This is a genomic window from Glycocaulis sp., assembly GCF_052168375.1.
Lineage (GTDB): Bacteria > Pseudomonadota > Alphaproteobacteria > Caulobacterales > Maricaulaceae > Glycocaulis.
Genome location: NZ_JBQLZR010000046.1, coordinates 1 through 24,304 on the forward strand (window position 1 = coordinate 1; position 24,304 = coordinate 24,304).

Sequence of the window (24,304 nt, forward strand, 5' to 3'; positions counted from 1 at the left end):
CGCCGAATTAGTTGGCTCCTCGCCAATGGGTTCTCTAATGAGTCAAGAGGATACCTATCGCACGCCGGACCCCAAGCCGGGCGAGGAGACCTTTTTCGTCCTCGACATGTTCCCCTATCCTTCCGGGGCGGGTCTGCACGTTGGTCACCCGGTTGGCTATCTCGCGACCGATATCGTGGCGCGCTACAAGCGGATGGCCGGCTTCAATGTTCTCCACCCGATGGGCTGGGACAGTTTCGGCCTGCCCGCCGAGCAGCATGCCATCAAGACCGGTGAACATCCCGAAGTCTCGACTGCAAAGAACATCAAGACCTTCCGCAGGCAGATGGAATTGCTGGGCCTGGGCTATGACTGGAGCCGTGAAATCGCGACCTCCCGTCCGGATTATTACAAATGGACGCAGTTCATCTTCGTCCAGATGTACGAGGCCTGGTTCGACAAGGCCGCCGGAAAGGCCCGCCCGATCAGCGAACTGCCTATCCCGGAAGATGTTAAATCTGCCGGAAAGCTCGCCATCCAGGAGTATCAGGACCAGCACCGCCTCGTTTATTTTGACGACGCGCTGGTCAACTGGTGCGCAGAGCTTGGCACGATCCTTTCCAATGAGGAGGTGTTTGACGGCAAGTCGGAGCAGGGCTTTGACGTGGTGCGCGTGCCGATCCGTCAGGTAAAGATGCGCATTACCGCCTATGCGGAGCGCCTGCTTTCCGGCCTTGAAGGCCTGGACTGGCCCGAAGGTATCAAGGATAGCCAGCGCAACTGGATCGGCCGCTCCGAAGGCGCCGAGATCCGCTTTGCGATTGATGGCGCGGATGAAACCGTCACCACCTTTACCACCCGGGCCGACACGCTGGCTGGTGTCACCTTCCTTGCGCTCGCACCGGAACACCCGCTTGTGGCAAGCCTAGTTCCGGCAAGCCACCGCGAGAGTGTGGATGCCTATCGTGAGGCTGCGGCGCGAAAGTCCGATCTTGACCGGACGGAGGACGCCGTAAAGACGGGCGTTTCCTCTGGCCTCTTCGCCATCAATCCGGTGACGGGCGCCAAGGTGGAAATCTTTGTCGCCGACTATGTGCTACCCGACTACGGCACGGGCGCGGTCATGGGCGTTCCGGCCCATGACGAGCGCGATTTTGCCTTTGCAAGCAAATATAGCCTGCCGATCGTGCCGGTCATCGATCCGGGTGCGGACGAGCCGACGCGTGACGCTGTTCTTTCGGGAACGGCCTGCTGGACGGCTGATGGCGTCATGCTTGCCCCGCCCGCCGGCACAAAGCCTGGGCTCTACCAGGCCGGTCAGCGCTGGCGCGAGGCACGCGAGGCGGTCGCTGACTATCTCGAGGCTCATGAACTGGGCCGCCGCGTGGTCAGCTATAACTTGCGCGACTGGATATTCTCCCGTCAGCGCTATTGGGGCGAACCGATCCCGATCATCCATTGGGAAGACGGCACGCGTTCCAGCCTTGATGTGTCCGAATTGCCCCTGACACTGCCCCATGTCGATGACTACAAGCCGACAAGCTATGACGCGCCCGCACTGGCGCGCGCGCCGGGCTGGGTCGAAATCACCGATCCGAAGACCGGCATGAAGGGGCGCCGCGAGCTGAACACCATGCCGCAATGGGCCGGCTCGTGCTGGTATCCGTTGCGCTATATGGACCCGAAGAACCCTGATGCGCTTGTTGATCCGTCCAAGGAGAAAGCCTGGGGCGCGGTCGATCTGTATGTTGGCGGCGCTGAACACGCCACCTTGCACCTTCTCTATGCCCGCTTCTGGTTCCTGGCCCTGCATGATCTGGGCGTCATCTCGACGGCGGAGCCTTTCACCAAGCTGGTCAATCAGGGGATGCTCACCTCGTTTGCCTATCAGAATGCGCGCGGCGTGATCCTGCCCGTCGATGAGGTGGAAGAACGCGGCGAGGGCCATTTTGTCCACGTGCCAACCGGTGACCCGGTCACGCGCATCGGTGCGAAAATGTCGAAATCGCTGCGCAATGTCGTCACCCCGGACGATGTTGTCGCCCAGTACGGATCGGATGCGTTCCGCGTCTGCCTGATGTTCATGGGGCCGGTGGAGGGCGGGCGCGTTTGGGAAACCGAGAAGGCGGCAGCCTCGCTCAAATTCCTGCGACGCGTCTGGAATTATGCGGTCGGCGGGCTGAATGCCAAGGCGGCCGAGGAACCGTCTGCTGTCACCATCGCCACCGGCAAGCTGGTTGAGGCGGTGACAGAGGATCTGGAAAATCTTCGCCTGAACACGGCGATTGCCGAGCTGATGAAGTTCCTGAACGCGGTCGAGCGCGAGCCGGTCACTCGGTCCAGCCTGCTGTCCTTCCTGCGTGTACTGGCGCCGTTCGCGCCGCACATGGCCGAGGAATTGTGGGAGCGCGCGGGCGAGACGGGCAGTGTCTTCCATGCCGCCTGGCCGAAAGCCGATGCCGACATGCTGCGCGCCGCCATCGAGACTATCGAGATCGTCGTGCAGGAAGGCGGCAAGAAGCGCGGCACCATCACGCTCGAGCCGCAGGCCGATGACGCGGCGGTCCGCGCGGCCTCGCTGGCCATGCTGGAGGCCATGGGCAAGGATGTTTCCGGCATAGACACGGGCCGCATCATCGTGGTGCGGGACCGCAAGACCGGCTGGGTACGCCTCGTAAACCTTCCCAAGTCCGAATAGAGGCTCGATACGCCGCTGCCACCTTGCAGCGGCGCGAATGCGCTTTACCCTCCCCGTCAGACAGTGACCGGGGAGGGTTATCATGCGTCAGGCTTTTCTGGGACTGATAGGGGCTTTCGCGCTGGCTGCCTGTTCGGGCGGCGACACGGCCCGGCCGCAGCCTGATGATGCGACCTTGCGTAGCGTTGAACAGGGTGAGCTCGTCGGATTCCGGCACTCGCCGGGCGCGTGGGCATGGCAGGGCGTGCCTTTTGCCGCAGCTCCTGAAGGCGATCTGCGCTGGCGGGCGCCGCGCCCGGCACCCGCTTACGAGGCACGCTTCGAGGCTCTCGATCATCCCGTACCCTGCCCGCAATTTACCAGCGCCCTGCAATCCTCCTTCGGCGTTCCGCCGGGTCAGCTTGTCGGCTCGGAGGATTGCCTGCGCCTCGATATCTACGCGCCTGAAGGCGCTCACGCGGACAATGCAGCACGGCCGGTCATGGTGTGGATTCATGGTGGTGCCAATGTCTGGGGCTTCGCCGGCCAGTATGATGGCGCTCAACTCGCCAGAGACCAGGATGTCGTCGTGGTGGTCATCCAGTATCGTCTCGGCGGACTGGGCTTTTTCGCCCATGAGGGCCTGCGCGCCGATGCCACCGACCCGCGCGATGCCGCAGCGAACTTCGCGCTGCTCGACCAGATTGCCGCTCTGGAATGGGTGCGTGCCAATATCGCCCAGTTTGGCGGCGACGCGGGCAATGTGACGATCTTCGGGGAAAGCGCCGGTGGTCATAATGTGGCCGGCCTGCTCGCCTCGCCGCTCGCTGCGGGCCTGTTCCACCGCGCCATCATCCAGTCGGGCAGTTTTGACAGTGTGAGCTGGGAGGCAGCCAGTGGCGCCGAACCCGGACAATCCAATGACGCCGATTCAATCGCCACCCGCATTGCCGGCGAGGGCGCCACGCCTGCCGCCCTGCGTGCGGCAAGTCTCGACGCCGTTTTTGATGCCTATCGCAATGAGGACGGCGCGCCGTTTCTCGACCTGCCGCGCATGATCGAGGACGGGGTGACGATACCGCGCGACGGTCTCGCCAATGCCTTTGCGTCCACCGGGACTTTCAATGCCGTGCCGGTCATCACTGGCACCAATCGCGACGAGATGAAGCTGTTCAACGCTTTCCGCGATGATCTGGTGAACCGGTATCTCGGTGTCATCATCGTCAGCCGCGACACCCGGTTCTACAACACGATCGCCGAGTATCAGAGCCGCACCTGGCGTATCCTGTCCGTCGATCAGGCCGCCAGCCGGATGCTCTCGGGCGGACACCGCGATGTCTGGGCCTATCGCTTCGACTGGGATGAGGCAGGGCGGGCCCTGTTCGTGATGGACCTCTCCCACCTTCTGGGCGCGGCGCACGCGATGGAAATTCCGTTCGTTTTCAACCATTTCAATTTCTTTGGCCGGCTTGATGGCGTGATCTTCAACGATGACAATGCTGCAGGCCGCGAAAGCCTGGCTGCCGCCATGGGCGCTTACTGGGCTGAGTTTGCCCGCACTGGCGAACCGGGCACCGGTGGTCCGACAAACCTGCCACGCTGGGAGCGCTGGAATGAGAATGGCCTCCTGATGCGCTTCGACAGCCCTGCGGACAATGGCCAGGAGATCATCACCGGTACGGACAGTTTCGAGGCAATCGAGGCTGACCTCGCTGCCGACCCACGCCTTGATGATGTCCAGCGCTGCCGCGTTGTCGAGGCCATCGCAGAATGGCGCCCGCGCGGCAGTCTGGATGCAATGCGCCAGCGCCTCGGCTGTGCATGAGGGATCATTCTCGCAGGCTTGCCAGAGTGAAGTGAACGGTGTTCACTTTCACGCGTTAGCGGCACGAAGGTGAGCCCATGTCGACACACGCCCGGGACGAGGTTGATGTTGTGATTGTCGGAGCCGGTATCTCCGGCATCGGCACGGCCTGGCATCTCCAGCACCGGCTGCCGGGCGTCACCTATGCCATTCTCGAAGCGCGCAGCCAGATTGGCGGCACCTGGGATCTCTTCCGGTATCCGGGCATACGCTCCGACTCCGACATGTACACGTTCGGGTATAATTTCCGGCCATGGGTTGATGGAAAAGTCTTCGCCGACGGACCCAGCATCCGCCGCTATGTGACCGATACCGCGCGCGAGGCCGGTATTGACCGGCACATACGCTTTGAATCCCGCGTCGTGTCCGCCGACTGGGACAGCGTATCAGCGCGCTGGCATGTCGTGACAGACGGCCCGGGCGGTCGGAAGACCCTGACCGGCCGGTTCCTGATGATCTGTTCGGGCTATTACCGTTACGATCAGGGCTATATGCCTGAGTTCGAAGGTCTTTCAGACTTTGCCGGAGAGGTGATCCACCCCCAGAAATGGCCTGAGGGCCATGACTATTCGGGAAAGAAGGTCGTCATAATCGGGTCGGGGGCGACAGCCGTGACACTGGTGCCGGCCATGGCCGATGCGGCCGCGCACGTGACCATGCTGCAGCGCTCGCCAAGCTATATCGCCGCGCGCCCGTCGCGCGATGCCATAGCCGATGCCATGCGCAAGGTGCTTCCCGGCCGGCTCGCCTACACGCTTTCCCGGGCGAAAAATGTCGCGCTCGCAATGCTCTTCTTCAATCTCGCGCGACGCTGGCCGGATTTCGTCCGGCGCGGTGTCATCAAGGCGATCCGCGCCGAACTTGGCGAAGATTTCGACGTCGAACGGCATTTCTCGCCCAGCTATAATCCATGGGACCAGCGCTTCTGCCTCGCGCCCGATGGTGACTTTTTTGCTGCCCTGAAGAGTGGCAAGGCCAGCATCGTCACCGACCATATCGAGCGCTTCGAGCCGGGCGGCATCCGCCTGAAATCGGGCGAGTTTCTGGAAGCCGACCTCGTTGTTCCGGCAACGGGCCTCGAGATGCAGGTCGGCGGGGGGATGGACATCCGGGTAGACGGCGAAGCCCTCGTTCCCGCCGACAAGATCACCTATCGCGGCATGATGCTGTCAGACGTGCCTAATGCCGCAATCGCGTTCGGGTACACCAATGCGTCCTGGACGCTGAAAATTGATCTGACGGCGGAACGTGTCTGCCGCCTTATCGCGCACATGCAGGCCAGAGGGTATGATTACTGCGTGCCGGTGCCGCCGTCGGACATCGAGCTAGCCCCCTTGCTCGATTTCTCGTCAGGGTATGTGCAGCGGGCTTTGCCGCATCTGCCTCGTCAGGGCACCAAGGCGCCGTGGCGCACCTACCAGAACTACGTGCAGGACATGCTGACCATCCGCTACGGTGCGCTGGAAGACGGGCATCTGCAGTTCCGCAAGGCGCGCGGCGACGCCAGCCATCCGGTCGCCGAAGCGGCCGAATAATCAGTCCTCCAGTCTTTCAATATCCGGCATTGACCAGCTGCCATCAAGGGCGGCTTCCTGTGGCCAGTACAGACGGGCCAGAAGGGTGAACTCCCTTCCCTGAGGTGCCGGAAGCCAGTTGGCCTCGCGGCCCGCTTCAGGCGGTCCGGAATGTATATCGAGTGTCAGGCCGCCATCGTCGTCGCGCACCAGCTCGTCGCGGCTGGTCAGGGCATGATGCCCCGCTTCATTCGCGATCAGATAACCGTCCGTGTCATAGAGCGTCACCGACCAGAAGGCGTTCACGGGCGGCAGGGCATCGGGTGCAAAGCGTATCTGGTAAGTGTGTGAACCGTTCAGAATCTCTCCTGACGCATCGGTGCGTGCCGCCGGATAGGCGGCGTCCTCGGGCAGGTTTGCGCCCAGCCCGTAAAGCGCGACGCCCGCGCGGTAGGCGTGATCATCACCAAAGCGTCCGATATTTTCCTGAGGCAGTGTCCAGCCCGCGATAATGTCAGGTCCGTCTGCAAGCCTCTGGCGGGCCGTGCTGACACCGCGTTCCAGTGCATAGCGTGCCAGTATGCCGTATCCGGACCAGTCAACTTCCACGCCCGGACCGGCATTGATGACGCTAAGACGGTCGAGCGCCTGCCGGTCACCGTCTGCGGGCGGGTTCGCCACCATCAGCGCGCCCAGCCGGTTGAAAAACGCCTGCGAATCCATATTCGCGACGCGTTTCGGCGGCGCATCATCGGCGGCGTCCGCTTCCGGGCGATCCAGCACGACGCCGTGTCCGCCGGGCATGGACCGGTAAGGGTAGAGGCGCAAGGCATCCTGAAGACGGTGAACGGCTTGCAGGTCGTCCGCTCCATCAATCTCTATTCGCCCCAGCAACCAGGCCATCCGGGTCGGCGAACGATAGAGGATCATGCCTTCAGGCACACTTCCTTCAAAGTCCGGTCCGGCGATCAGTATGCTGACAGGGCCGGTTCCAAGCGTGCGAACGCCCGCATCGGCAAACACGTTTGTCCAGGCATCCAGTCCCTGAAAGAGCCAGTAGCGGTCTTCCATGGCCGGGACTTCCAGCAGCAGGGCTTCGGTGCCCAGATCCAGCCAGGCCAGCGAATAGAGCGTGTCGAGATTGGGACGCACGACCGAATTGAAGCCGGGGCCGGGCAGGGTGCGCACATGGGCCAGACGGTTGGCCGGCACACCGGCCCGTTCGATAACGTCCAGGCGCGTCTCGTCCATCAGGACGAGCGGATAGCCATAGATGTAGGACTGGCCGGCGGCCTCGCCGAGTTCCTGCAAGGTCAGCTCCGCCGGATTGCGCGTCGCCCACACCCATAGTGAGGCAAACACGGCAACCAGCGCGCTGATCGCAAGCGTTCCCATCAAGATGCGGCGGCGGCTTCTGTACATGAAGGGCGGTTCCTTGCCTGTGGCGGGTCAGTGCCACCTTCGCCCGCCATTGCCGGGCAGCGCAAGGGCGCTGACAGGTCCGGCCGTTTGCGCTATCGCAGCGCCATCATGGCACCGCCCCTTCTTACCTTGCAGGACATACATCTCAGCTTCGGCGTGACGCCCCTGCTGACAGGCGCCGAGCTGATGGTCAGCCCCGGTGACAGGGTCTGTCTGGTGGGCCGCAACGGCTCTGGCAAATCATCCCTGATGAAGATTGCCGCCGGACTGATCGAGGCCGATAGCGGCGAACGTTTCATCCATCCCGGTGCGACGGTACGCTACCTCCCGCAGGAGCCGGACCTTTCCGGTTTTGCAAGCGTTCTCGCCTATGTCGAGGCGGGTCTGGCACCCGGTGACGATCCCTGGCGGGCCGGCATGCTGCTCGAAGCGCTGGGGCTTGATGGCTCCGAAGACCCTGCGCGCATGTCTGGCGGTGAGGCCCGCCGCGCGGCCCTTGCCCGCACGCTGGCGCCCGAACCGGACATTCTCTTTCTCGACGAGCCGACCAACCATCTCGACCTGCCGGCCATTGAATGGCTGGAAGACGAGCTGTCGCGCACACGCAGCGCTCTGGTGCTGATCAGTCACGACCGGCGCTTTCTTGAAAGCCTGTCGCGCGCAACCGTCTGGCTGGACCGGGGCACGGCCCGTCGGCTGGAAAAGGGATTTGCCCATTTCGAGGACTGGCGCGACGAGGTGCTGGCGGCAGAAGAGCTGGAACAGCACAAACTCGCCCGCCAGATCGCCCGTGAAGAGGACTGGATACGCTATGGCGTCACGGCACGGCGCAAGCGCAATGTCCGCCGGGTCGGGGAATTGAAGGCGCTGAAAGAGCGCTACCGCAGCTATTCCGGCCCGCAAGGCAGCGTCAATCTTGAAGCCTCTGATGCCGAACAGTCCGGCAAGCTCATTGTCGAGGCGAGCGGGATTTCCAAACGCTTTGGCGAGCGCAACGTGGTTGATGATTTTTCCATGCGCATATTGCGCGGCGAACGCATCGGCCTTGTCGGACCCAACGGCGCGGGCAAGACGACGCTCCTGAACATGCTGGTCGGCAATCTGGAACCTGATAGCGGCTCCGTGCGCCTCGGCATGGGCCTCGAGATCGCGCAGCTTGACCAGAAGCGTGCCCGCCTGAAACCGGAATGGACCCTCGCCGAAGCCCTGACCGGCGGGGGCGGTGACCGCATCGAGATCAATGGCCAGACACGCCATATCGCTGCCTGGATGAAGGATTTCCTGTTCCGGCCCGAACAGGCCCGCACTCCGGTGCATGTGCTGTCGGGCGGCGAGCGCGCCCGCGTCATGCTGGCCCGCGCGCTGGCACTGCCGGGCAATGTCATGGTGCTCGACGAGCCGACCAATGACCTTGATCTGGAAACGCTCGATCTGTTGCAGGACTTGCTGGCCGACTATGCAGGCACGGTCCTTCTCGTCAGCCACGACCGCGATTTCCTTGACCGCACGGTCAGCCGCACCATCGCCTATGAGGGCGACGGACGCTGGCAGGCCTATGCGGGCGGCTATTCCGACATGATGGCCCAGCGCGGCGCGGGCGTGCAGGCGCGCAGCGTGAAACCGGCTGCACCAAAGCCCGCGTCGCCGACATCCAGACCAGCGCCAGCGCCCGCTGCCCCGTCGCGGGCCAAGCTCTCCTTCAAGGACAAACACGCGCTGGAAACCCTGCCCGGCGAGATCGACGCGCTGAACGACACAATCGCGGGCCTTGAGGCCGAGCTTGCCGATCCGTCGCTGTTCTCACGCAATCCTGCCCGTTTCAACGCGGCCAGCGAGGCCCTCGCCATCGCCATTTCTGCTCGCGAGGAGAAGGAAGAGCGCTGGCTGGAGCTGGAAATGCTGCGTGAGGAAATCGAGGCGTCGAACGCCCGCGGCCAGTGATCGAGATTGCGTCATGCTGCACCTGCGATAAGGTGCCCGCCTCCATCGTGTGACGGGATGACGGCTTTGACGTTGAGGGCAGCAGATCTGATCGGTGCAGCGCGCCGGGCCGTCATCAAGATCGGCTCGTCACTTCTCATCGATACCGCGACAGGCGGCCCGGACAGTGTCCGCTTTGCCGCGATTGCCGATGCTCTGGCCGCGTGGCGCGCGCGTGGCATCGAGACCGTGCTGGTGTCCTCCGGTGCGGTGGCGCTCGGCCGCCGCCGCCTTGGCTTACCGGCTGGAAAGCTGCCTCTCGACCAGAAGCAGGCCGCTGCCGCAGCCGGCCAGACGGCTCTGATGATGGAATGGAATACTGCGCTGGAGCCGCACGGCCTGCCCGCCGCGCAAGCGCTCCTGACCTGGGACGACATGGAAAACCGGCGCCGCTGGCTGAATGCCCGTGCCACGCTGGAGGCGTTGCTGGGCGCGCACGCGCTACCCGTCATCAACGAGAACGATACGGTTGCCACCGCCGAGTTGCGCTATGGCGATAATGACCGGCTGGCGGCACGCGTGGCGCAGATGTGCGACGCCGACCTGCTGGTGCTCCTTTCCGATGTGGACGGGCTCTATAGCGCTGATCCCGGCCGCGTGGCAGATGCCCGTTTCATCGGGCATGTCCCGGTCATTACCCCGGAGATCGAGGCGCTGGGCGGCGAGCCAGGCAAGGCAGGCACAGGCACGGGCGGCATGGCCTCCAAGATCGCGGCGGCGCGCATTGCCGCGCGGGCCGGTATCGCCACGATCATTGCCGCCGGCGCCGAAGACCAGCCGCTGCAGCGGCTGGAGCGCGATGTCCCTCATACTGTGTTTTCGCCGGAGACCTCCCGCTCGTCTGCCCGCAGAGGCTGGATTTCCGGCGCCGTGGCCCCGCGCGGGCATCTCCACCTTGATGCCGGAGCAGCGCAGGCTGTGCGCGATGGCAAGAGCCTGCTTCCGGCCGGGATTACCCGTGTCGAGGGAGAGTTCGCACGCGGGGAGACGGTCGCCCTTCACGATGCGGGCGGCACTTTGCTGGCCAAGGGGATCACTGGCTATGGCGCAGATGAATTGCGCCGGATTGCGGGTCTGAAGTCCGATGCCATAGAGGCGGCGCTTGGCTACCGGCGCGGTGTTGCCGCCATTCATGTGAATGATCTGGTGGTGGAGGGGCAGGCATGAGCGGCCATGATGAAAGCTGGGCCGAACGGGCCGGGGCCGCGATCAGGGCGGCGGCTCGCGCGCTGTCCTCAAGCTCAGCAGAGGCGCGCTCGGCCGCACTTCTCGCCATGGCCGATGCGCTGGATGCCGCCGCAGGGGCCGTGCTGGCCGCGAACGCAGGCGATGTGGAGCGCGCGAGGAAGGCGGGCACAGGCGGCGCGATGCTGGACCGGCTTCGTCTCGATCAGACACGGCTTGCCGCAATTTCGGACGGTATCCGCGCCGTTGCCCGCCACCCCGACCCCGTAGGGCGGGAAATGACCCGCTGGGCGCGTCCCAATGGCCTTCAGATCGCGCAGGTGCGTGTGCCCATCGGCGCCATCGGCGTGATATTCGAGAGCCGCCCCAACGTCGCGGCCGATGCGGCGGCCCTGTGCATCCGGTCGGGCAATGTTGTGGTGCTGCGCGGCGGTTCGGATGCCTCTGGCAGCGTCGCGGCCATCGTCACCGCGTTGAAATCGGGCCTGGTTGCAGCGGGACTTCCCGAAGCGGCCATCACCCAGCCGCCCGGCCCGGACCGGGCCTATGTCGGTGACATGCTGAAAGGTCTCGGCGGCGCGCTTGATCTCGTCATTCCGCGCGGCGGCAAGGCGCTGGTAAAGCGTGTGCAGGAAGAAGCCCGCGTGCCGGTGCTCGGCCATCTCGATGGCCTTTGCCATGTCTATGTCGATGCGGTGGCAAATCCGGATATGGCCGAGGCCCTCGTCCTCAATTCCAAGATGCGCCGCACCGGCGTGTGCAATGCGGCCGAATGCGTGCTCATCGACCGGGCTGCGGGCGAGAGCCTCCTCAGGCGCCTCATCGCCAGCCTGCAAGCTGCCGGATGTGAAGTGCGCGCCGACGCGGAGATTCATGGCCGAGTGCCGGCCACTACGCTTGCTCGTGCAGAAGACTTCGATACCGAGCATCTCGATGCCATCTGCTCCATGGCCCTCGTTGACGGTGTCGAGGGCGCGATTGCCCATATCGCCCGCCATGGCTCCGGCCATACCGAGGCGATCATTACCGAAGACGAGGCTGTGGCGCAGACCTTCCTTTCCCGCGTCGACGCGGGCGTCGTCATGCATAATGCCTCGACGGGTTTTTCAGATGGCGGCGAGTTCGGCTTCGGCGCGGAGATCGGCATCGCCACCGGGCGCATTCATGCGCGCGGGCCGGTGGGCGCAGACCAGCTGACCAGCTGGAAGTATCAGGTGTTCGGCACCGGTCAGACCCGCACCTAGCGCGCCTCCAGCCCCAGCGTCTCGAACATCTGCGCATCGCGGGTGAGGGACGGGTTGGGCGTCGTCAGCAATTCCTCGCCGACAAAGATCGATCCTGCCCCTGCAAGGATGCACAGGGCCTGAAGCTCCTGGCTCATCGCTTCGCGACCCGCGGACAGACGCACCACCGATAAAGGCATGATGATGCGGGCGGTGGCAATCGCGCGCACGAAATCCAGTCCGTCCAGCGGCGCTGAGCCTGAAAGCGGCGTCCCCGAAACCGGAACCAGATGATTGATCGGCACGCTTTCGGGATGCGGGTCGAGAGAGGCCAGCTCGGTCAGGAGCCCGATCCGGTCCTCCCGGCCTTCGCCCATGCCGATAATCCCCCCGCAGCACACCTTTATGCCGGCCTTGCGAACCCGCCCCAGCGTCTCGATCCGGTCGTCCCAGGTCCGCGTGGTGATGATCTTTTCGTAGTATTCCGGCGAGGTATCGAGATTGTGGTTGTAATAGTCCAGACCGGCCTCTTTCAGCCTTTCTGCCTGCCCGTCCTCCAGCATGCCCAGCGTCATGCAGGTCTCGAGGCCCAGCGCCTTCACGCCCTCGATCATCTCGCAGATTTTCGGCTCGTCACGGGCCTTGAGCGACCGCCAGGCCGCGCCCATGCAAAAGCGCGTTGCGCCGCCAGCCTTTGCGGCCCGTGCCTTTTCCAGCACCGTATCGGTGTCCATGAGCTTCGAGGCTTTCAGCCCGGTCTCGAACTTGGCTGACTGGTTGCAATAGCCGCAATCTTCCGGGCAGCCGCCCGTCTTGATGGAGAGAAGCTGGCTTTTTTGCACCTCGCCGGCGCGATGGTGCATCCGGTGGATATGGCCTGCGGCAAACATGAGTTCGGCGAAGGGCGCATCATGGATCGCCTTGACCTCCTCGCGGGACCAGTCAGAACGGGGCGTGCCCGCATCGCGAATCGTGTCGAGAAGTGAAAGCGTCATGATACCCAGCAATTCCTCCGATGAGCGCGGTGACACCCTAGGCGAGACGGGCCGCAAGCCTCAAGCTTTGTGGGCTGCAAAGCTGGCAGAGGTATTCCGTCCCTACTGGACCATCTTGTTCGTGCTGGCCGCTCTGGGCGCGCTGGGCTTTGCGCTCTGGCCCGGTGATGCGCAACTGCCCGCATTGCTGGGCTGGCATGTCATCAATCACCTTGCCGCCTTCATCGTGCTGACCATGCTGGCGCGTGCGGCCTGGCCACAGGTTTCACGCCTCTGGCTCTTTGCGGGCCTGTGGGCGTTTGGCGGGCTGATCGAGCTGTTGCAGGCCATACCCGTGATCAACCGGTCCATGTCGATCTATGACTGGGGTGTCGACGCCATCGGCATTGCGATCGGGTTTGTGCTGGTCTGGATCGCGGGCCATCTGGCCGGTGAGCGGTGGTAGGGGCAGCCCGTCCTCCGCACACGCCCTGGCGGCTCGGCCCGCCCCGCTTTGCCGTCGGTCTGCGGCCCATAGAGCCGGAAGGCTGGCTGCTCCCCGACACGGAAGCCCATTGCCTGCCCGGACGCCGGGCCTTGCTGGCGGGTGACATGCCAGTCTCGTTTCAGTCAGCAGACCATCGCGAAACGGCCGGGGAAGCGGCCCATGCAATCGCCCGGCATTTTCGCGATGCCGGAAAGCCGCTCCCTGATACGGGTGAAAGCGCACAAGCCCTGCATGCCATCGCCCGTCATGTGAGTGATGATCTGGTGGTGATGGTGAAGGAGGACGGTGAATGGCATGTCGGTGCGGCCATCCTGACATCGCCGACCTTCTTTTCGCTGGGATTTGCCAGCGGGCGGAGCTTGCACGAACTGCATGAGGCTGTTCCGGGCGGCGCTTCGCTGTCGGCCCGCATTGCCCGCGTCTTCGACCATATCCGGCCCGGTCAGGTGCTCGAACGCTTCAACTGGACACTCCAGGCCGGGGATGCCCGCTTTACCCCCGATGGCGCCCCCTTGCGCGAACGGGCGGAGAAGGGCTCGGCTGACCAGGCCGAGGCGCTTCTGCATGTCCGGGTGGAGCGCCAGACGATTGTCAGATTGCCCGAAAGCGGCGCCGTTCTGTTCACGATCCGGGTCGCGATAGATCCGGTGTCCAGCCTCGATGTAAAAGAAAAGGCCGCCCTCGGGGCGGCCTGGCATGCAGCCGGTGACACTGCACGCGGATACAAGAAATGGGCAGCGCTCGACCATCTGGTGGCCGCCGCGCTGCCCAGGCCTTGAGTTTACCCGGCGGGCTTTTCGCCCTTCACACTCTCCGATTTGGGCGAGTGAACCGGCTTGCCGTCCGCATCGCGGGCGGTATCTCCGTGCCATGCTGGCGGGACAATGCCCTTGCGGTCGTATTCCTGCGTGTAGCGCACCACGACGCCGGTCAGCAGCAGGATCGCGATGACGTTCGGGAAGAGCATCATCGAGTTGGCGACGTCGCCAACCCGCCAGAGACCGTCAACATTGACGATCAGCGAACCGAGGAAGGCGATCGCCACCCAGATGAAGCGGAAAGGACGCGCCGCCCAGTCACCAATGATGTAGGTCGCCGATGTTTCGGCATAGTAGGACCAGCCAATGATCGTGGTGAAGGCAAAGAGCGCCTGCGCCGCGAGGATGATCCACCCACCGGCATAGATGCCTTCGGCAAAGGCTGCTGTGGTGATGGCGGACGCCTGCAGGGCGTCGGACTGCCAGGCAAACTCCACGACCGATCCGTCAAGATTGGTGTAGCTGCCCGAAACGGTCAGGATCACCAGCGCCGTCATCGTGCAGATGATGATCGTGTCGATGAACACACCCAGCATGGCGATCTCGCCCTGCTTGACCGGATTGCTCGTCTGCGCGGCGGCGTGCGCAATCGGGGCGGAACCCTGACCGGCCTCGTTGGAGAAGAGGCCGCGCGCCACACCGGCCCGTATGGCGGCCATGATGACGTAGCCGGCAAAACCGCCAGCGGCTTCCTGGAACCCGAACGCTTCGGTGAAGATCAGGCCGAAGGCACCGGGAATTTCGCTGGCATGGGTCGCCAGGATGATGAGGGCGACTGCGACATAGGCCACCGCCATGAACGGTACGACCCGTCCGGCCACCGTGCCGATCGACTTGATGCCGCCAATGATCACGACAAAGACCAGGAAGGCGAGGACACCGCCCACCGCCCAGCGCGGCAGGTCAACGCCGAGCGAGGTGCTCGCCTCAACCGCAGACTGGGTGACGGAGTTCGCCTGGATGGCACCGCCTGTCGCCAGAGCAGAGAGGATGGTGCCGATGCAGAAGAGGACGGCGAGCCATTTCCAGTTTTTGCCGAGCCCGTTCTGGATGTAGTACATCGGGCCGCCATGATAGTGGCCGTCAGGATGCTTCTCACGGAAGCGCACCGCCAGAGAGCTTTCGGCGTAGGCGAGAGCCATGCCGAAGATCGCGGTCACCCACATCCAGAAGATGGCACCCGGCCCGCCCAGCGTGATGGCGGTGGCGACGCCGGCAAGATTGCCCGTGCCCACCTGGCCGGAAAGCGCGGTTGAAAGCGCCTGCCAGGGCGTGATCTCGCCCTCGCCGCCGCTCTTGCGCCCTGCCCACAACTCGGCAAAGGCCGGGAATAGCCGCTTCAGCGGCCGCGCGCCCAGCACCAGCATGGTGAAGACACCGGTACCCAGAAGGGCGATGGTGACGATGCCGACAGGAAGGATGCGCTGGTCACCCCATGTGCCGCCCCAAAGGAAGTCACTGAAGATCGTGACATTGTCGAAAAAGCTGTCCATTCCCGCTCCCCGGATCTGATTGATTGCGCATGACCCTAGGCAGGCCGGGTCAAAACTGGAAGTCCCCGCCTGCAAGGCGGCCTGTCGTTCTTACGGTGTGGGTGCCGGCTCATAGGGCGTGATGGCAAAGATGCCCCACGGCCACAGATCGTCATTCATGTCGGAAAGCGCATCCTGATTGCGGCGCGGCCAGACCAGCATGACGGGGCCCAGCCCGCCGATTGCCAGCGGCTCGCCATCGGCGCGCAGCGCCAGTATCGGCTCGTAGCGTGCAATCAGTTCGGCCGGCACTTCGGCCTCATATCCGTCCATCGCGGTCAGGCGCACGCTTGCCCCTTCCAGCCCGGCCGCGCGCAACACATCGGACAGGCGCGGACCGTCAAACAGGCGGACCTCTCCGCCAACCGGGAAATCGGCCCGCATCTGGCGCCAGCTCATCGACATCAGGTCAGGCCGGGTAAAGCCGCGCGCGGTCTGAACCTCGATGCCGTAAATCGCGTAGAGGCCTTCATAGGTGACGGTGCGGGTGCCGCGATTGTCCTCGTCCACTCCGGTAATCACCAGCACAACCGGTCCTGTGCGCGATATGGCTTCAGGATCAATCCCGCCGCGCCCGCATCCGTTCAGCGCAAACCCGGCGGCCAGCAAGGCCAGCCCGGCAAGCGCGATGCGCAACATCCGGCTTTCAGGTGAAGCGATCGACCCTATCATCCGGCCTCCCCGTATCTGGCGTTGTCCCGCCCCTTTGCTGTGCACAATGCGCGAGCCTGCCTCCATTGGCTAGGGGGAAGGGGCGTCGTCACGCCTGCGAAGGCCGGCAGCGAACCAGTCATGGGCAAGCTGCGTGCCTTCCTCATCGTGGCGTACGCGCGGGTCGAGCGGCTCGTCGGGCGCATCGAAGGCGTGGGTGAGGCCCGCCAGTACCTGCCATTCGAGATCAGCCCCGTCTGCGCTTTCACGCTCGAAGATTTCTGTGCAGTCCTGAGGATCGGCAATCACGTCCTCGCCAGCCAGCAGGGCACGAACAGGCAGGCCTGACGCCAGTGAATGGCGCCGCGCCCGGTTCAGGACCCCGCACCAGGGATAGACGAGCATCACCGTTTCGACACCTGCAAGCGCGTCTTCCGGCATGGCGTCGAGCCCGGGTGGCGCCATGCCATCAGCGGCCCGCGTCAGCACGTCCATTAGCGTCCAGCCCCCATGACTCCACCCGATCAGGGTCAGGTGCGAGGCATCAATGCCGGGATGATCGCGCGCGATTTCCATGGCGGCGATGACATCGCCTGCCCGCCTGTCGCCGCGCATGCGAAGGCCGGAGCAGACAAGCAGGCGGGCGCCGAGGCGGCCAATGCCGCGCGCGCTATGGGAATCGACGATCAGCGCGGCCGTGCCAGCTTCATTGGCGATGGCGGCATAGTCATCCTGTACGGAGATCACTCCGCCACAGCCTGAAAACATCAGGACGGCGGGGACTGGTCCTTCAACGCCTTGCGGCATGACGATGCGGATGTGTGGCTCCAGCCAGCGTGCATGCGCCTCGACATCGCGCGGGCCATTGCTGCAGCCGCCAAGCAGGGCTGCAACGCCCAGCAGGGCCAGGCGCCAGCGCATCAGTGCCGGAAATGGCGCATGCCGGTGAACACCATGGCCAGACCCGCCTCATTGGCCGCCTTGATCACCTCGTCATCGCGGATGGAACCGCCCGGCTGGATGATGGCTGTTGCACCCGCCTCGATGGCTGCGTTCAGCCCGTCCGCAAACGGGAAGAAGGCGTCCGAGGCACAGACCGATCCGCGCGTGCGCGGCTCGTCCCAGCCATTTTCTTGCGCGGCGAGTTCGGCCTTTCGCGCGGCCAGCACGGCGGCATCAAGACGGCTCGTCTGGCCCATGCCGATGCCGGAGGTCGTGCCGCCCTTGGCGTAGACGATGGCGTTAGATTTCACATGCTTGACGACGCGCCAGGCAAAGAGAAGGTCAGCGAGTTCTGTTTCGCTCGGCGCCCGCTCGGTGACGGTTTTCAGATCCTTGGCCAGCACATGGCCGGTATCGCGCGATTGCACGAGCAGGCCGCCGGCAACCGATTTCACGTTCCATCCGGCTTGAGCCGGGTCGGCAAGCCCGCCTGTGACCAGTACGCGCACATTCTTCTTGGCGGCCAGGATTTCCATCGCGGCATCATCGGCCTCGGGCGCAATCACGACTTCGGTGAAGTGAGAGGCGATCAGGTCGGCCGTATCGGCGTCCAGCTTGCGGTTAAGGGCGACGATCCCGCCAAACGCGCTGACCGGATCAGCGGCAAAGGCGCGGTCATAGGCCGTCGCGAGCGTGTCGGCGGCGCTGACACCACACGGATTGGCGTGCTTGACGATGACGCAGGCGGCCTGCTCCTCGGCATTGAACTCGCTGACCAGTTCGAAGGCGGCATCGGCGTCAGCGAGGTTATTGTAGGACAATTCCTTGCCCTGAAGCTGGCGCGCCGAAACGATGCCGGAGCGCGGAGCCGGGCTGGCATAAAGCGCCGCGCTCTGGTGCGGGTTCTCGCCATAGCGCAGCGCCTGGCTCAGCGTGCCGCCAACGGCGAAGAAGCGCGTATCGGCGTCTGCCACCTCGCCTGCCAGACGCTCGGCAATCGCGCTGTCGTAGGCGGCGGTGCGGGCAAAGGCCTTGGCTGCCAGATGGCGGCGCAGGGCGAGCGTGGTCTGGCCTTCATGGGCTTCCATCTCGGCAATGACGGTGTCCAGGTCGTCGCCTTCCACACACACCGTGACATGAGCGTGGTTCTTGGCGGCAGCGCGGATCATCGCCGGACCGCCAACATCGATCTTGGCGATGCAGCCATCAATATCGGTGCCTTCGGCAACCGCTTCCTCGAACGGGTAGAGATTGACCATGAGAAGGTCGATGGCCGGGATGCCATGTTCTTCCATGGAGGCAAGGTCGTCCTCCCGGTCACGCCGGGCCAGCAGCCCGCCATGAATGCGCGGGTGCAGGGTTTTCACCCGCCCGTCCATCATTTCCGGGTAGCCGGTCACGTCGGCTGCGTCGCGGGCTTCAAGCCCCGACTCGCGCAATGTCGCCAGCGTGCCGCCGGTGGAAATCAGCTCCACGCCCAGCTCGGAGAGCTTGCGCGCGCGCGCCACCAGACCTGTCTTGTCCGATACCGAGATGAGCGCGCGGCGAACCGGCGCAAGAAATTCATCCGACATGAGGGGAATGCTCCATTGAAATCTGGCGTCTGGCTATCACGCCCCGCCGACGCGACCAAGGCGCTGGAACGCCCATCTTACACGGTTTGGAGGCCGGTCGCCTCCCCCGTAGGATTCTGCCTCTCCGGCAATGACGAGCTGGGTCGAGCGAACCGGCGTCGAGCCGCCTGCCAGATACACCGAGCGCTCAAGGCGCACCGGCCCGCCATCAGTGCGGAACCGCCAGCCATCTCCATTGGGCAGGACTAGCAGCGCACTTAAGGAATCGCGAGAGAGCGAGGCCTTCACGCCCGGATGCAGATGGAAACGAATGGCAAAGCGCAGAAGCTTTTCAGGATCGTCGGGCGGACCGTCCTCCACCGGGCGGTAGATGCCGTCCTCGCCGCGCAGATCGCCGCCATCAACCGCCAGGAAGAGACGGCGGCGTATGCCAACCCCGAACTCTTCACGGTATCCGTCATGGCTGGATTCCAGCCAGACCCCGACATCTTCCTCATTGCGGCGGGCGCGCACCGGATCAGGGCCTTTCTCGAAGCGCTCGCCGAGGAGCGCACGCTTCCAGCCTGGCCGGATAAGGCGCGCCGAGGAGGTTTCCTCCAGCGTCAGCGCAGAGTGCGCAGCCGTCGCGCGAACCGCCTCGCGCCAGCTGGCTGGCTGATCGTCATTCCAGCCGCAATTGACGATGAGGCGCCCGCCCGGCGGCGCAAATTCGAACGACAGGGCGCTGGCATGCGCGTCCAGCCCGTATGCGCCCTTGGCCGGCCCGGCTGCGTCCAGAATGACGACAGAGCCGCCGGCCTCCGCGCGGTGATAGCCTGAATGCGGCGCGACATTGAACGGCTTCACCTTTTCGCGTCCGCGCATCGCCATCTCGATCAGCCGGGTGGAGCCTTCTCCCCCGCCGTGAAAGCTGGCGAGGCCCTTCGGCCCCATGCGGAAGAAGCGCACACCGCCTGCCAGACGGTCCATAGCCCGGTGAATCTCGCCGTTCAGTGAGAGGTTCTGGGCATTGGCCAGCGCATCAAGCTGCACCAGGGCGGCAAGAATGCGGGCCGAATTGATCGGGGCGCGGCTGACATGTCCCCCATCGGCGAGAACCTGCGCTTTCAGATCGGCGACAAGCTGGCGTTCACCGGCAGCGCGTATGCGCGCAGGCAGGCTGAGGCAGGTCGCGGCCATCATCAGGGTTATTGCGGCATCGACCCGCTCTGCCGTGGCCGGCAGCAGAGTCAGGGCGCGGCGCAGACGCAAGGTCTGGCGCACCATGCTTTTCAGGCGGGTATCGCGCGCACGCCGGTCATCCCCCCCATCAAGAAGCGGCAGGAGCTGGAGCCAGACTTTCAGCCGGCGCGCCAGTATGGCCGGGCTCCAGGCAAAGCTGTTCCAGATGCCGAACCATCCCAGCCAGTCATCGATGAGGACCAGTGCCGCCTCGCGCGCGGTGTCCTCGCGCACGGCCAGCATGTCGGGCAGCCATTCAAAGGCGTGCAGACGCTCCGCAAACGCGCGTGACGGTGCAGGCGTGGCCCAGACGCTCTCGCCCGGACTGACGCCAAGCGTCTCGCCGCCGAGCGTGAAGCGCCCGGCCAGCAATGCTGCGCCGCGCGCCTTGTCGCCGTGCGGGGCGGCATCGTTCAGATGAATGATCTGGCGGCGTCCGCCACCGCCCGACAGGCTCATCAGGCGGTAGGGCGGCAGGAAATTGGCAAAGTCTGAAAGTTCGCGGCGTATCGCGTTGACGCTGGCCTGCCCGATTTCCCGGCTGGTGACGAGAGTGCCCATGGGCGCTGTGTCAGCCTCCGCGCAAGGCTTCAATATTGGTCCGGTAGCGCTCCGGCCCTCCGCTGAAGACAGCCGAGCCGGCGACAAGCGCGTCCGCGCCCGCATCGACGCACTGGCGGGCGGTCTGCGGGTTTACCCCGCCATCAACCTCGATCAGGGCTGGCGACCCGGTCTTGTCGATCAGCGCGCGCAGAGCCTCGATCTTCTTCAGCTGGCTTGTGATGAAGCTCTGACCGCCAAAGCCCGGATTGACGCTCATCACCAGCACAAGATCGAGATCCTCGATCACCGGAGCCAGCACCTCTGCCGGAGTTGCCGGATTGAGCGCGGCGCCCGCCTTCACCTTGTGCGACTTGATGGTCTGGATGGTGCGGTGGAAATGAGGGCCCGCCTCCGGGTGCGCCGTGATCATGTCTGCGCCTGCCTCGGCAAACTGGCCGATATAGGCATCGACCGGCGAGATCATCAGGTGCACGTCAAAAGGCTTTTCCGACCAGCGCCGCAAAGCCTTCACCACCATGGGGCCGATCGTGAGGTTCGGCACGAAATGCCCGTCCATCACGTCGACATGGATCCAGTCCGCTCCGGCCTCGTCAATGGCGCGGACTTCCTCGCCCAGCTGGGCAAAGTCCGCAGAGAGGATGGAAGGTGAAATCTTGACCGTGCGCGCCATGCCAACGGGCATATCAGCGCCCCCCGCCAAGGGCAAGCTGGCAGGACCAGCAAGGGTTAGCGAGGCTTCACCAGGCGCGCGATGAAGAAGCCGTCAAGCCCGCCTGCCGGGCTCCACATGTCGGGGCGCGTGCGCACATCGCCATTGTGATCAATGGCATCTTCAAGCCCTGGCAATTCGTCCGCGATCACCGGCAGGCGGCGCGCTTCGGGCGTGCGTTTCAGGAACGCCTCAACCTGCGCCTCGCCCTCTTCGGGCTCCAGCGAGCATGTGCAATAGATCAGCCGCCCGCCCGGTTTCAGCATGGCATAGGCATTGTCCAGCAAGGCCGATTGCAGTTCGGCGAGCGCGGCGATGTCGGCCTCGCTCTTGTTCCACGCCACGTCAGGGCGGCGGCGCAGCGTGCCGGTGGCGCTGCAAGGCGCGTCCAGCAGAACGGCGTCCAGCGGGGCTTCAGGCTGCCAGCGTGTCGCATCGGCGGCGGCAATGCCGGCTTTCAGGCCCGTACGGGAGAGATTCTGGCTCACGCGCTTCAGGCGCGCCTGTGACCGGTCAACAGCTGTCACGCGGGCTCCGGCTGCGGCCAGTTGCAATGTCTTGCCGCCGGGTGCGGCGCAGATATCGGCAATGTGTTCGTCCGGCTTCGGGGCCAGCAGGCGGACCGGCAGGGCAGCAGCGGCGTCCTGCGCCCACCAGTGTCCGCTTTCAAAGCCGGGCAGGGCGGTAACATCGCCAATGCCGTCCTTGCGTACCGTGCCGGTGGGAAGAACCGTGCCGCCGATCTCTTCGGCAAAGGCGTGGGCGTCAAATTCGGGCTTGCAGCTAAGGTCCAGCGGCGGCGCCCCGGCGCGGGCGAGCGCCATCGCGCGGGTGGTCTCCTCGCCGTAGATCGCGCTCCAGCGCTCGCGCAGCCATTCGGGAAGATCCAGGAGCGGATCAGCGCCCTGAAACACCTCCGTGCCACGCTCCGACACCCGGCGCAGTACGGCGTTCACGAGGCCTTTGAGCTTGCGCCCGTCCGGCGAGGCGCCGGTGATGCGCACCCAGCCATCGACGACCGCATGGGGCGGCGTCATCAGGACAGTCAGTTCAGCGCTCGCAAGGGTTAGGACCGACCGGCCAAACACCTCGCGCGGGCGCAAGGGCTTGTCGAGGAAGGTGTTATACACAGTCTCCAGAGTGCCGCGCCGCCGGATCGCGGCTGACAGGATCGCCCGCGCAAACGCCCGGTCTCGCGGCTCCATGGCCTTGAAACCGGCCTGCGCACTGAGCGCGCTGTCAGGTGCCGTGCCCTCCGCGTCGAGCGCGAGATAAGCCGTCAGCGCCGCCTCACGGGCGGAAAGCGGGCGGGGTCTTGGGCGGCTGGCAGGCTTGCCGGAAGGTTTCCGGTTCAAGCCCGCGCCTCTCTTTCAAGGCGGCGCTTCTCGCTGGCGCGCTGCTTCACGCTTTCAGAGCGCAGCTGGCCGCACGCGGCGAGGATGTCGCGGCCGCGCGGCGTTCGGATCGGGCTGGCATAGCCGGCCTTGTTCACGATGTCGGCAAAGCGCTCGATCGTGGCCCAGTCCGAGCACTCATAGGGCGAGCCCGGCCAGGGATTGAACGGGATCAGATTGATCTTCGACGGGATGCCCTGCAACAGGCGCACCAGCGCCTTGGCTTCGCCGGGCGAGTCGTTCACGCCCTTCAGCATCACGTATTCGAACGTCACCCGCTTGGAGTTCGACAGTTCCGGATAGGCGCGGATCGCGTCCATCAGCTCGGCAATCGGGTATTTCTTGTTCAGCGGCACCAGCTCGTCGCGCAAGCCGTCATTGGTGGCGTGCAGCGAGATCGCCAGCATGGTGTTGGTGCGCGCGCCAAGCTCGGGGATTTTCGGCACGACGCCGGAGGTGGAGACCGTGATGCGGCGCCGGCCAATACCGATGCCCTCGCCATCGGAGATGACGTCAATCGCATCGGAGACATGGTCGAGATTGTAGAGCGGCTCGCCCATGCCCATGAAGACGATATTGGTGATCTGCCGGTCTTCCATGCGGCTTGGCCACTCGGCGAGATCATCCTTGGCGATCATCACCTGCTGGACGATCTCGGCAGCGGTGAGGTTGCGCACCAGCGCCTGCGTGCCAGTATGGCAGAACGTGCAGTTGAGCGTGCAGCCGACCTGGCTGGAGACGCACAACGCACCCGAACGCCCGACACCGGGAATGAAGACGGTCTCGCACTCGACGCCCGGCGACAGCTCGATCAGGTATTTGCGCGTGCCGTCCACGCTTACCTGACGCTCGGTCAGGCGCGGGCGGGCAAGGGTAAAGTGCTCGGGCAGGCGCTCGCGCAGCTCCTTGGAGATATCGGTCATCGCGGCAAAATCGGTAATGCCGTACTGATAGACCCAGCGCCAGATCTGCGTGGCGCGCATCTTGGCCTTCTTGTCCTCCACAAGCCCTGTGGCCACCAGACCGTCACGGATCTGATTGCGCGTCATCCCGGCGAGGGAAGGCGTTTGAACGGGCCGTTTGGCGGCGGAAAGGTCCAGGGTCGTGCTCATCGGCCCCAGATGCGCTTAACAGGCTTGAAAATCAAGCCGGGCGCACGCCAATGTGAGCCGCATGAAGCTTCTCTGCCACCCGCTCGCCGCCCAGGCGCCCACTATCCGTGCCGCGTCCTCGCGTCGCCAGTGGATGGACGACACGCCGGAATCCTTCGCCTATCGCTGCCTGCCGCTGGCTATCGCCAACCAGCATGGCTGGGAGGTGTTCACGCCCTCCGGCCTCACCGCGCGCTGGAATGGCGGGGTGCGGGTGGAAGATGTCGAGGTCGTGCTCGACGATCCGCTCACCATGCACCAGCCGGGCAGCGCGATGACGAATTTCGGCTCCGGCATCCTCACCTTCGAGATGAGCTTCCTTCTGCGCACACCGCCGGGCTGGAATATCTGGGTCACGGGGCCGGTAAACGGCATCAAGGACGGTATCGCGCCGCTATCGGGCGTTATCGAGACCGACTGGA

19 protein-coding genes are annotated in these 24,304 nt (G+C 64.6%); 9 read left to right on the forward strand and 10 right to left on the reverse strand.

The features are described 5' to 3' along the window. Positions 1-37: 37 nt before the first annotated feature. The 3 genes from leuS to ACTS2Z_RS01745 all read left to right on the forward strand — a co-directional run bounded on the left by leuS (position 38) and on the right by ACTS2Z_RS01745 (position 6,055). On the forward strand, positions 38-2,677 hold the full coding sequence (gene leuS / locus ACTS2Z_RS01735) for a leucine--tRNA ligase (protein ID WP_442571512.1): 2,640 nt from the start codon (positions 38-40) through the stop codon (positions 2,675-2,677). 82 nt (positions 2,678-2,759) lie between these two features. Then, positions 2,760-4,481 (forward strand): carboxylesterase/lipase family protein, encoded by a 1,722-nt coding sequence (locus ACTS2Z_RS01740; RefSeq protein WP_442571513.1) that lies wholly within the window; start codon positions 2,760-2,762, stop codon positions 4,479-4,481. A gap of 77 nt (positions 4,482-4,558) precedes the next feature. Further along, on the forward strand, positions 4,559-6,055 hold the full coding sequence (locus tag ACTS2Z_RS01745; RefSeq protein ID WP_442571514.1) for a flavin-containing monooxygenase: 1,497 nt from the start codon (positions 4,559-4,561) through the stop codon (positions 6,053-6,055). Here the strand turns inward: ACTS2Z_RS01745 and ACTS2Z_RS01750 are convergent, their stop codons facing one another. Then, positions 6,056-7,456 (reverse strand): DUF1254 domain-containing protein, encoded by a 1,401-nt coding sequence (locus ACTS2Z_RS01750; protein WP_442571515.1) that lies wholly within the window; start codon positions 7,454-7,456, stop codon positions 6,056-6,058. A 108-nt stretch (positions 7,457-7,564) separates the two neighbouring features. Between ACTS2Z_RS01750 and ACTS2Z_RS01755 the strand changes: the two genes are divergently transcribed. The 3 genes from ACTS2Z_RS01755 to ACTS2Z_RS01765 are packed head-to-tail and all read left to right on the forward strand — an operon-like array spanning position 7,565 to position 11,865. Next, positions 7,565-9,397 carry an ABC-F family ATP-binding cassette domain-containing protein gene (locus tag ACTS2Z_RS01755; protein WP_442571529.1) on the forward strand — a complete coding sequence of 611 codons (1,833 nt, stop codon included), beginning with the start codon at positions 7,565-7,567 and terminating at the stop codon, positions 9,395-9,397. A gap of 57 nt (positions 9,398-9,454) precedes the next feature. Further along, a complete protein-coding gene (proB, locus tag ACTS2Z_RS01760; RefSeq protein WP_442571516.1) occupies positions 9,455-10,603 on the forward strand; it encodes a glutamate 5-kinase in 1,149 nt (382 codons plus the stop codon). Further along, the gene (locus ACTS2Z_RS01765) at positions 10,600-11,865 is read left to right on the forward strand and encodes a glutamate-5-semialdehyde dehydrogenase (protein WP_442571517.1); all 1,266 of its coding nucleotides are present in this window, start codon (positions 10,600-10,602) and stop codon (positions 11,863-11,865) included. Before proB ends, ACTS2Z_RS01765 begins: the two co-directional genes overlap by 4 nt. On the opposite strand, the gene bioB is transcribed toward ACTS2Z_RS01765, so the two are convergent. Further along, positions 11,862-12,839, reverse strand: coding sequence for a biotin synthase BioB (bioB, locus tag ACTS2Z_RS01770; protein ID WP_442571518.1), 978 nt, complete (start codon positions 12,837-12,839; stop codon positions 11,862-11,864). The genes ACTS2Z_RS01765 and bioB overlap by 4 nt on opposite strands. Between bioB and ACTS2Z_RS01775 the strand changes: the two genes are divergently transcribed. Together ACTS2Z_RS01775 and ACTS2Z_RS01780 are read left to right on the forward strand one after the other, a co-directional pair. After that, positions 12,838-13,284 carry a hypothetical protein gene (locus ACTS2Z_RS01775; RefSeq protein WP_442571519.1) on the forward strand — a complete coding sequence of 149 codons (447 nt, stop codon included), beginning with the start codon at positions 12,838-12,840 and terminating at the stop codon, positions 13,282-13,284. The two genes, bioB and ACTS2Z_RS01775, sit on opposite strands and share 2 nt — an antisense overlap. A 146-nt stretch (positions 13,285-13,430) precedes the next feature. Then, a complete protein-coding gene (locus ACTS2Z_RS01780; RefSeq protein WP_442571520.1) occupies positions 13,431-14,105 on the forward strand; it encodes a heme-dependent oxidative N-demethylase subunit alpha family protein in 675 nt (224 codons plus the stop codon). 2 nt (positions 14,106-14,107) lie between these two features. On the opposite strand, the gene ACTS2Z_RS01785 is transcribed toward ACTS2Z_RS01780, so the two are convergent. From ACTS2Z_RS01785 to rlmN, 8 genes are all read right to left on the reverse strand, one after another. After that, positions 14,108-15,637, reverse strand: a complete 1,530-nt coding sequence (locus ACTS2Z_RS01785) for an alanine/glycine:cation symporter family protein (protein WP_442571521.1) — start codon at positions 15,635-15,637, stop codon at positions 14,108-14,110. 90 nt (positions 15,638-15,727) lie between these two features. Beyond that, the gene (locus tag ACTS2Z_RS01790; RefSeq protein WP_442571522.1) at positions 15,728-16,348 is read right to left on the reverse strand and encodes a molybdopterin-dependent oxidoreductase; all 621 of its coding nucleotides are present in this window, start codon (positions 16,346-16,348) and stop codon (positions 15,728-15,730) included. A 69-nt stretch (positions 16,349-16,417) separates the two neighbouring features. Next, the gene (locus ACTS2Z_RS01795; RefSeq protein ID WP_442571523.1) at positions 16,418-17,248 is read right to left on the reverse strand and encodes a dienelactone hydrolase family protein; all 831 of its coding nucleotides are present in this window, start codon (positions 17,246-17,248) and stop codon (positions 16,418-16,420) included. After that, positions 17,248-18,843 carry a bifunctional phosphoribosylaminoimidazolecarboxamide formyltransferase/IMP cyclohydrolase gene (gene purH, locus ACTS2Z_RS01800; RefSeq protein WP_442571524.1) on the reverse strand — a complete coding sequence of 532 codons (1,596 nt, stop codon included), beginning with the start codon at positions 18,841-18,843 and terminating at the stop codon, positions 17,248-17,250. The genes ACTS2Z_RS01795 and purH overlap by 1 nt, the downstream gene beginning before the upstream one ends. Before the next feature lie 36 nt (positions 18,844-18,879). After that, the gene (locus ACTS2Z_RS01805) at positions 18,880-20,625 is read right to left on the reverse strand and encodes a heparinase II/III family protein (protein WP_442571525.1); all 1,746 of its coding nucleotides are present in this window, start codon (positions 20,623-20,625) and stop codon (positions 18,880-18,882) included. Between the two features lie 10 nt (positions 20,626-20,635). Continuing rightward, entirely contained in the window at positions 20,636-21,298 is a 663-nt protein-coding gene (gene rpe / locus ACTS2Z_RS01810; RefSeq protein WP_442571530.1) for a ribulose-phosphate 3-epimerase, read from the reverse strand. Between the two features lie 56 nt (positions 21,299-21,354). After that, on the reverse strand, positions 21,355-22,692 hold the full coding sequence (locus ACTS2Z_RS01815) for an RsmB/NOP family class I SAM-dependent RNA methyltransferase (RefSeq protein WP_442571526.1): 1,338 nt from the start codon (positions 22,690-22,692) through the stop codon (positions 21,355-21,357). Next, positions 22,689-23,843, reverse strand: coding sequence for a 23S rRNA (adenine(2503)-C(2))-methyltransferase RlmN (gene rlmN / locus ACTS2Z_RS01820; RefSeq protein WP_442571527.1), 1,155 nt, complete (start codon positions 23,841-23,843; stop codon positions 22,689-22,691). The genes ACTS2Z_RS01815 and rlmN overlap by 4 nt, the downstream gene beginning before the upstream one ends. A gap of 61 nt (positions 23,844-23,904) precedes the next feature. Here rlmN and ACTS2Z_RS01825 point away from each other — a divergent pair. After that, positions 23,905-24,304, forward strand: a 400-nt coding sequence (locus ACTS2Z_RS01825; RefSeq protein WP_442571528.1) for a DUF6065 family protein, incomplete at its 3' end; no start/stop codon positions are given.

Bases quoted from the DNA above. Each gene is read 5' to 3' on its own strand.
- leuS (WP_442571512.1), top strand. From the start codon at position 38: ATGAGTCAAGAGGATACCTATCGCACGCCGGACCCCAAGCCGGGCGAG.
- ACTS2Z_RS01740 (WP_442571513.1), top strand. From the start codon at position 2,760: ATGCGTCAGGCTTTTCTGGGACTGATAGGGGCTTTCGCGCTGGCTGCC.
- ACTS2Z_RS01745 (WP_442571514.1), top strand. From the start codon at position 4,559: ATGTCGACACACGCCCGGGACGAGGTTGATGTTGTGATTGTCGGAGCC.
- ACTS2Z_RS01750 (WP_442571515.1), bottom strand. From the start codon at position 7,456: ATGTACAGAAGCCGCCGCCGCATCTTGATGGGAACGCTTGCGATCAGC.
- ACTS2Z_RS01755 (WP_442571529.1), top strand. From the start codon at position 7,565: ATGGCACCGCCCCTTCTTACCTTGCAGGACATACATCTCAGCTTCGGC.
- proB (WP_442571516.1), top strand. From the start codon at position 9,455: ATGACGGCTTTGACGTTGAGGGCAGCAGATCTGATCGGTGCAGCGCGC.
- ACTS2Z_RS01765 (WP_442571517.1), top strand. From the start codon at position 10,600: ATGAGCGGCCATGATGAAAGCTGGGCCGAACGGGCCGGGGCCGCGATC.
- ACTS2Z_RS01775 (WP_442571519.1), top strand. From the start codon at position 12,838: ATGATACCCAGCAATTCCTCCGATGAGCGCGGTGACACCCTAGGCGAG.
- bioB (WP_442571518.1), bottom strand. From the start codon at position 12,839: ATGACGCTTTCACTTCTCGACACGATTCGCGATGCGGGCACGCCCCGT.
- ACTS2Z_RS01780 (WP_442571520.1), top strand. From the start codon at position 13,431: ATGCCAGTCTCGTTTCAGTCAGCAGACCATCGCGAAACGGCCGGGGAA.
- ACTS2Z_RS01785 (WP_442571521.1), bottom strand. From the start codon at position 15,637: ATGGACAGCTTTTTCGACAATGTCACGATCTTCAGTGACTTCCTTTGG.
- ACTS2Z_RS01790 (WP_442571522.1), bottom strand. From the start codon at position 16,348: ATGATAGGGTCGATCGCTTCACCTGAAAGCCGGATGTTGCGCATCGCG.
- ACTS2Z_RS01795 (WP_442571523.1), bottom strand. From the start codon at position 17,248: ATGCGCTGGCGCCTGGCCCTGCTGGGCGTTGCAGCCCTGCTTGGCGGC.
- purH (WP_442571524.1), bottom strand. From the start codon at position 18,843: ATGTCGGATGAATTTCTTGCGCCGGTTCGCCGCGCGCTCATCTCGGTA.
- ACTS2Z_RS01805 (WP_442571525.1), bottom strand. From the start codon at position 20,625: ATGGGCACTCTCGTCACCAGCCGGGAAATCGGGCAGGCCAGCGTCAAC.
- rpe (WP_442571530.1), bottom strand. From the start codon at position 21,298: ATGGCGCGCACGGTCAAGATTTCACCTTCCATCCTCTCTGCGGACTTT.
- rlmN (WP_442571527.1), bottom strand. From the start codon at position 23,843: ATGAGCACGACCCTGGACCTTTCCGCCGCCAAACGGCCCGTTCAAACG.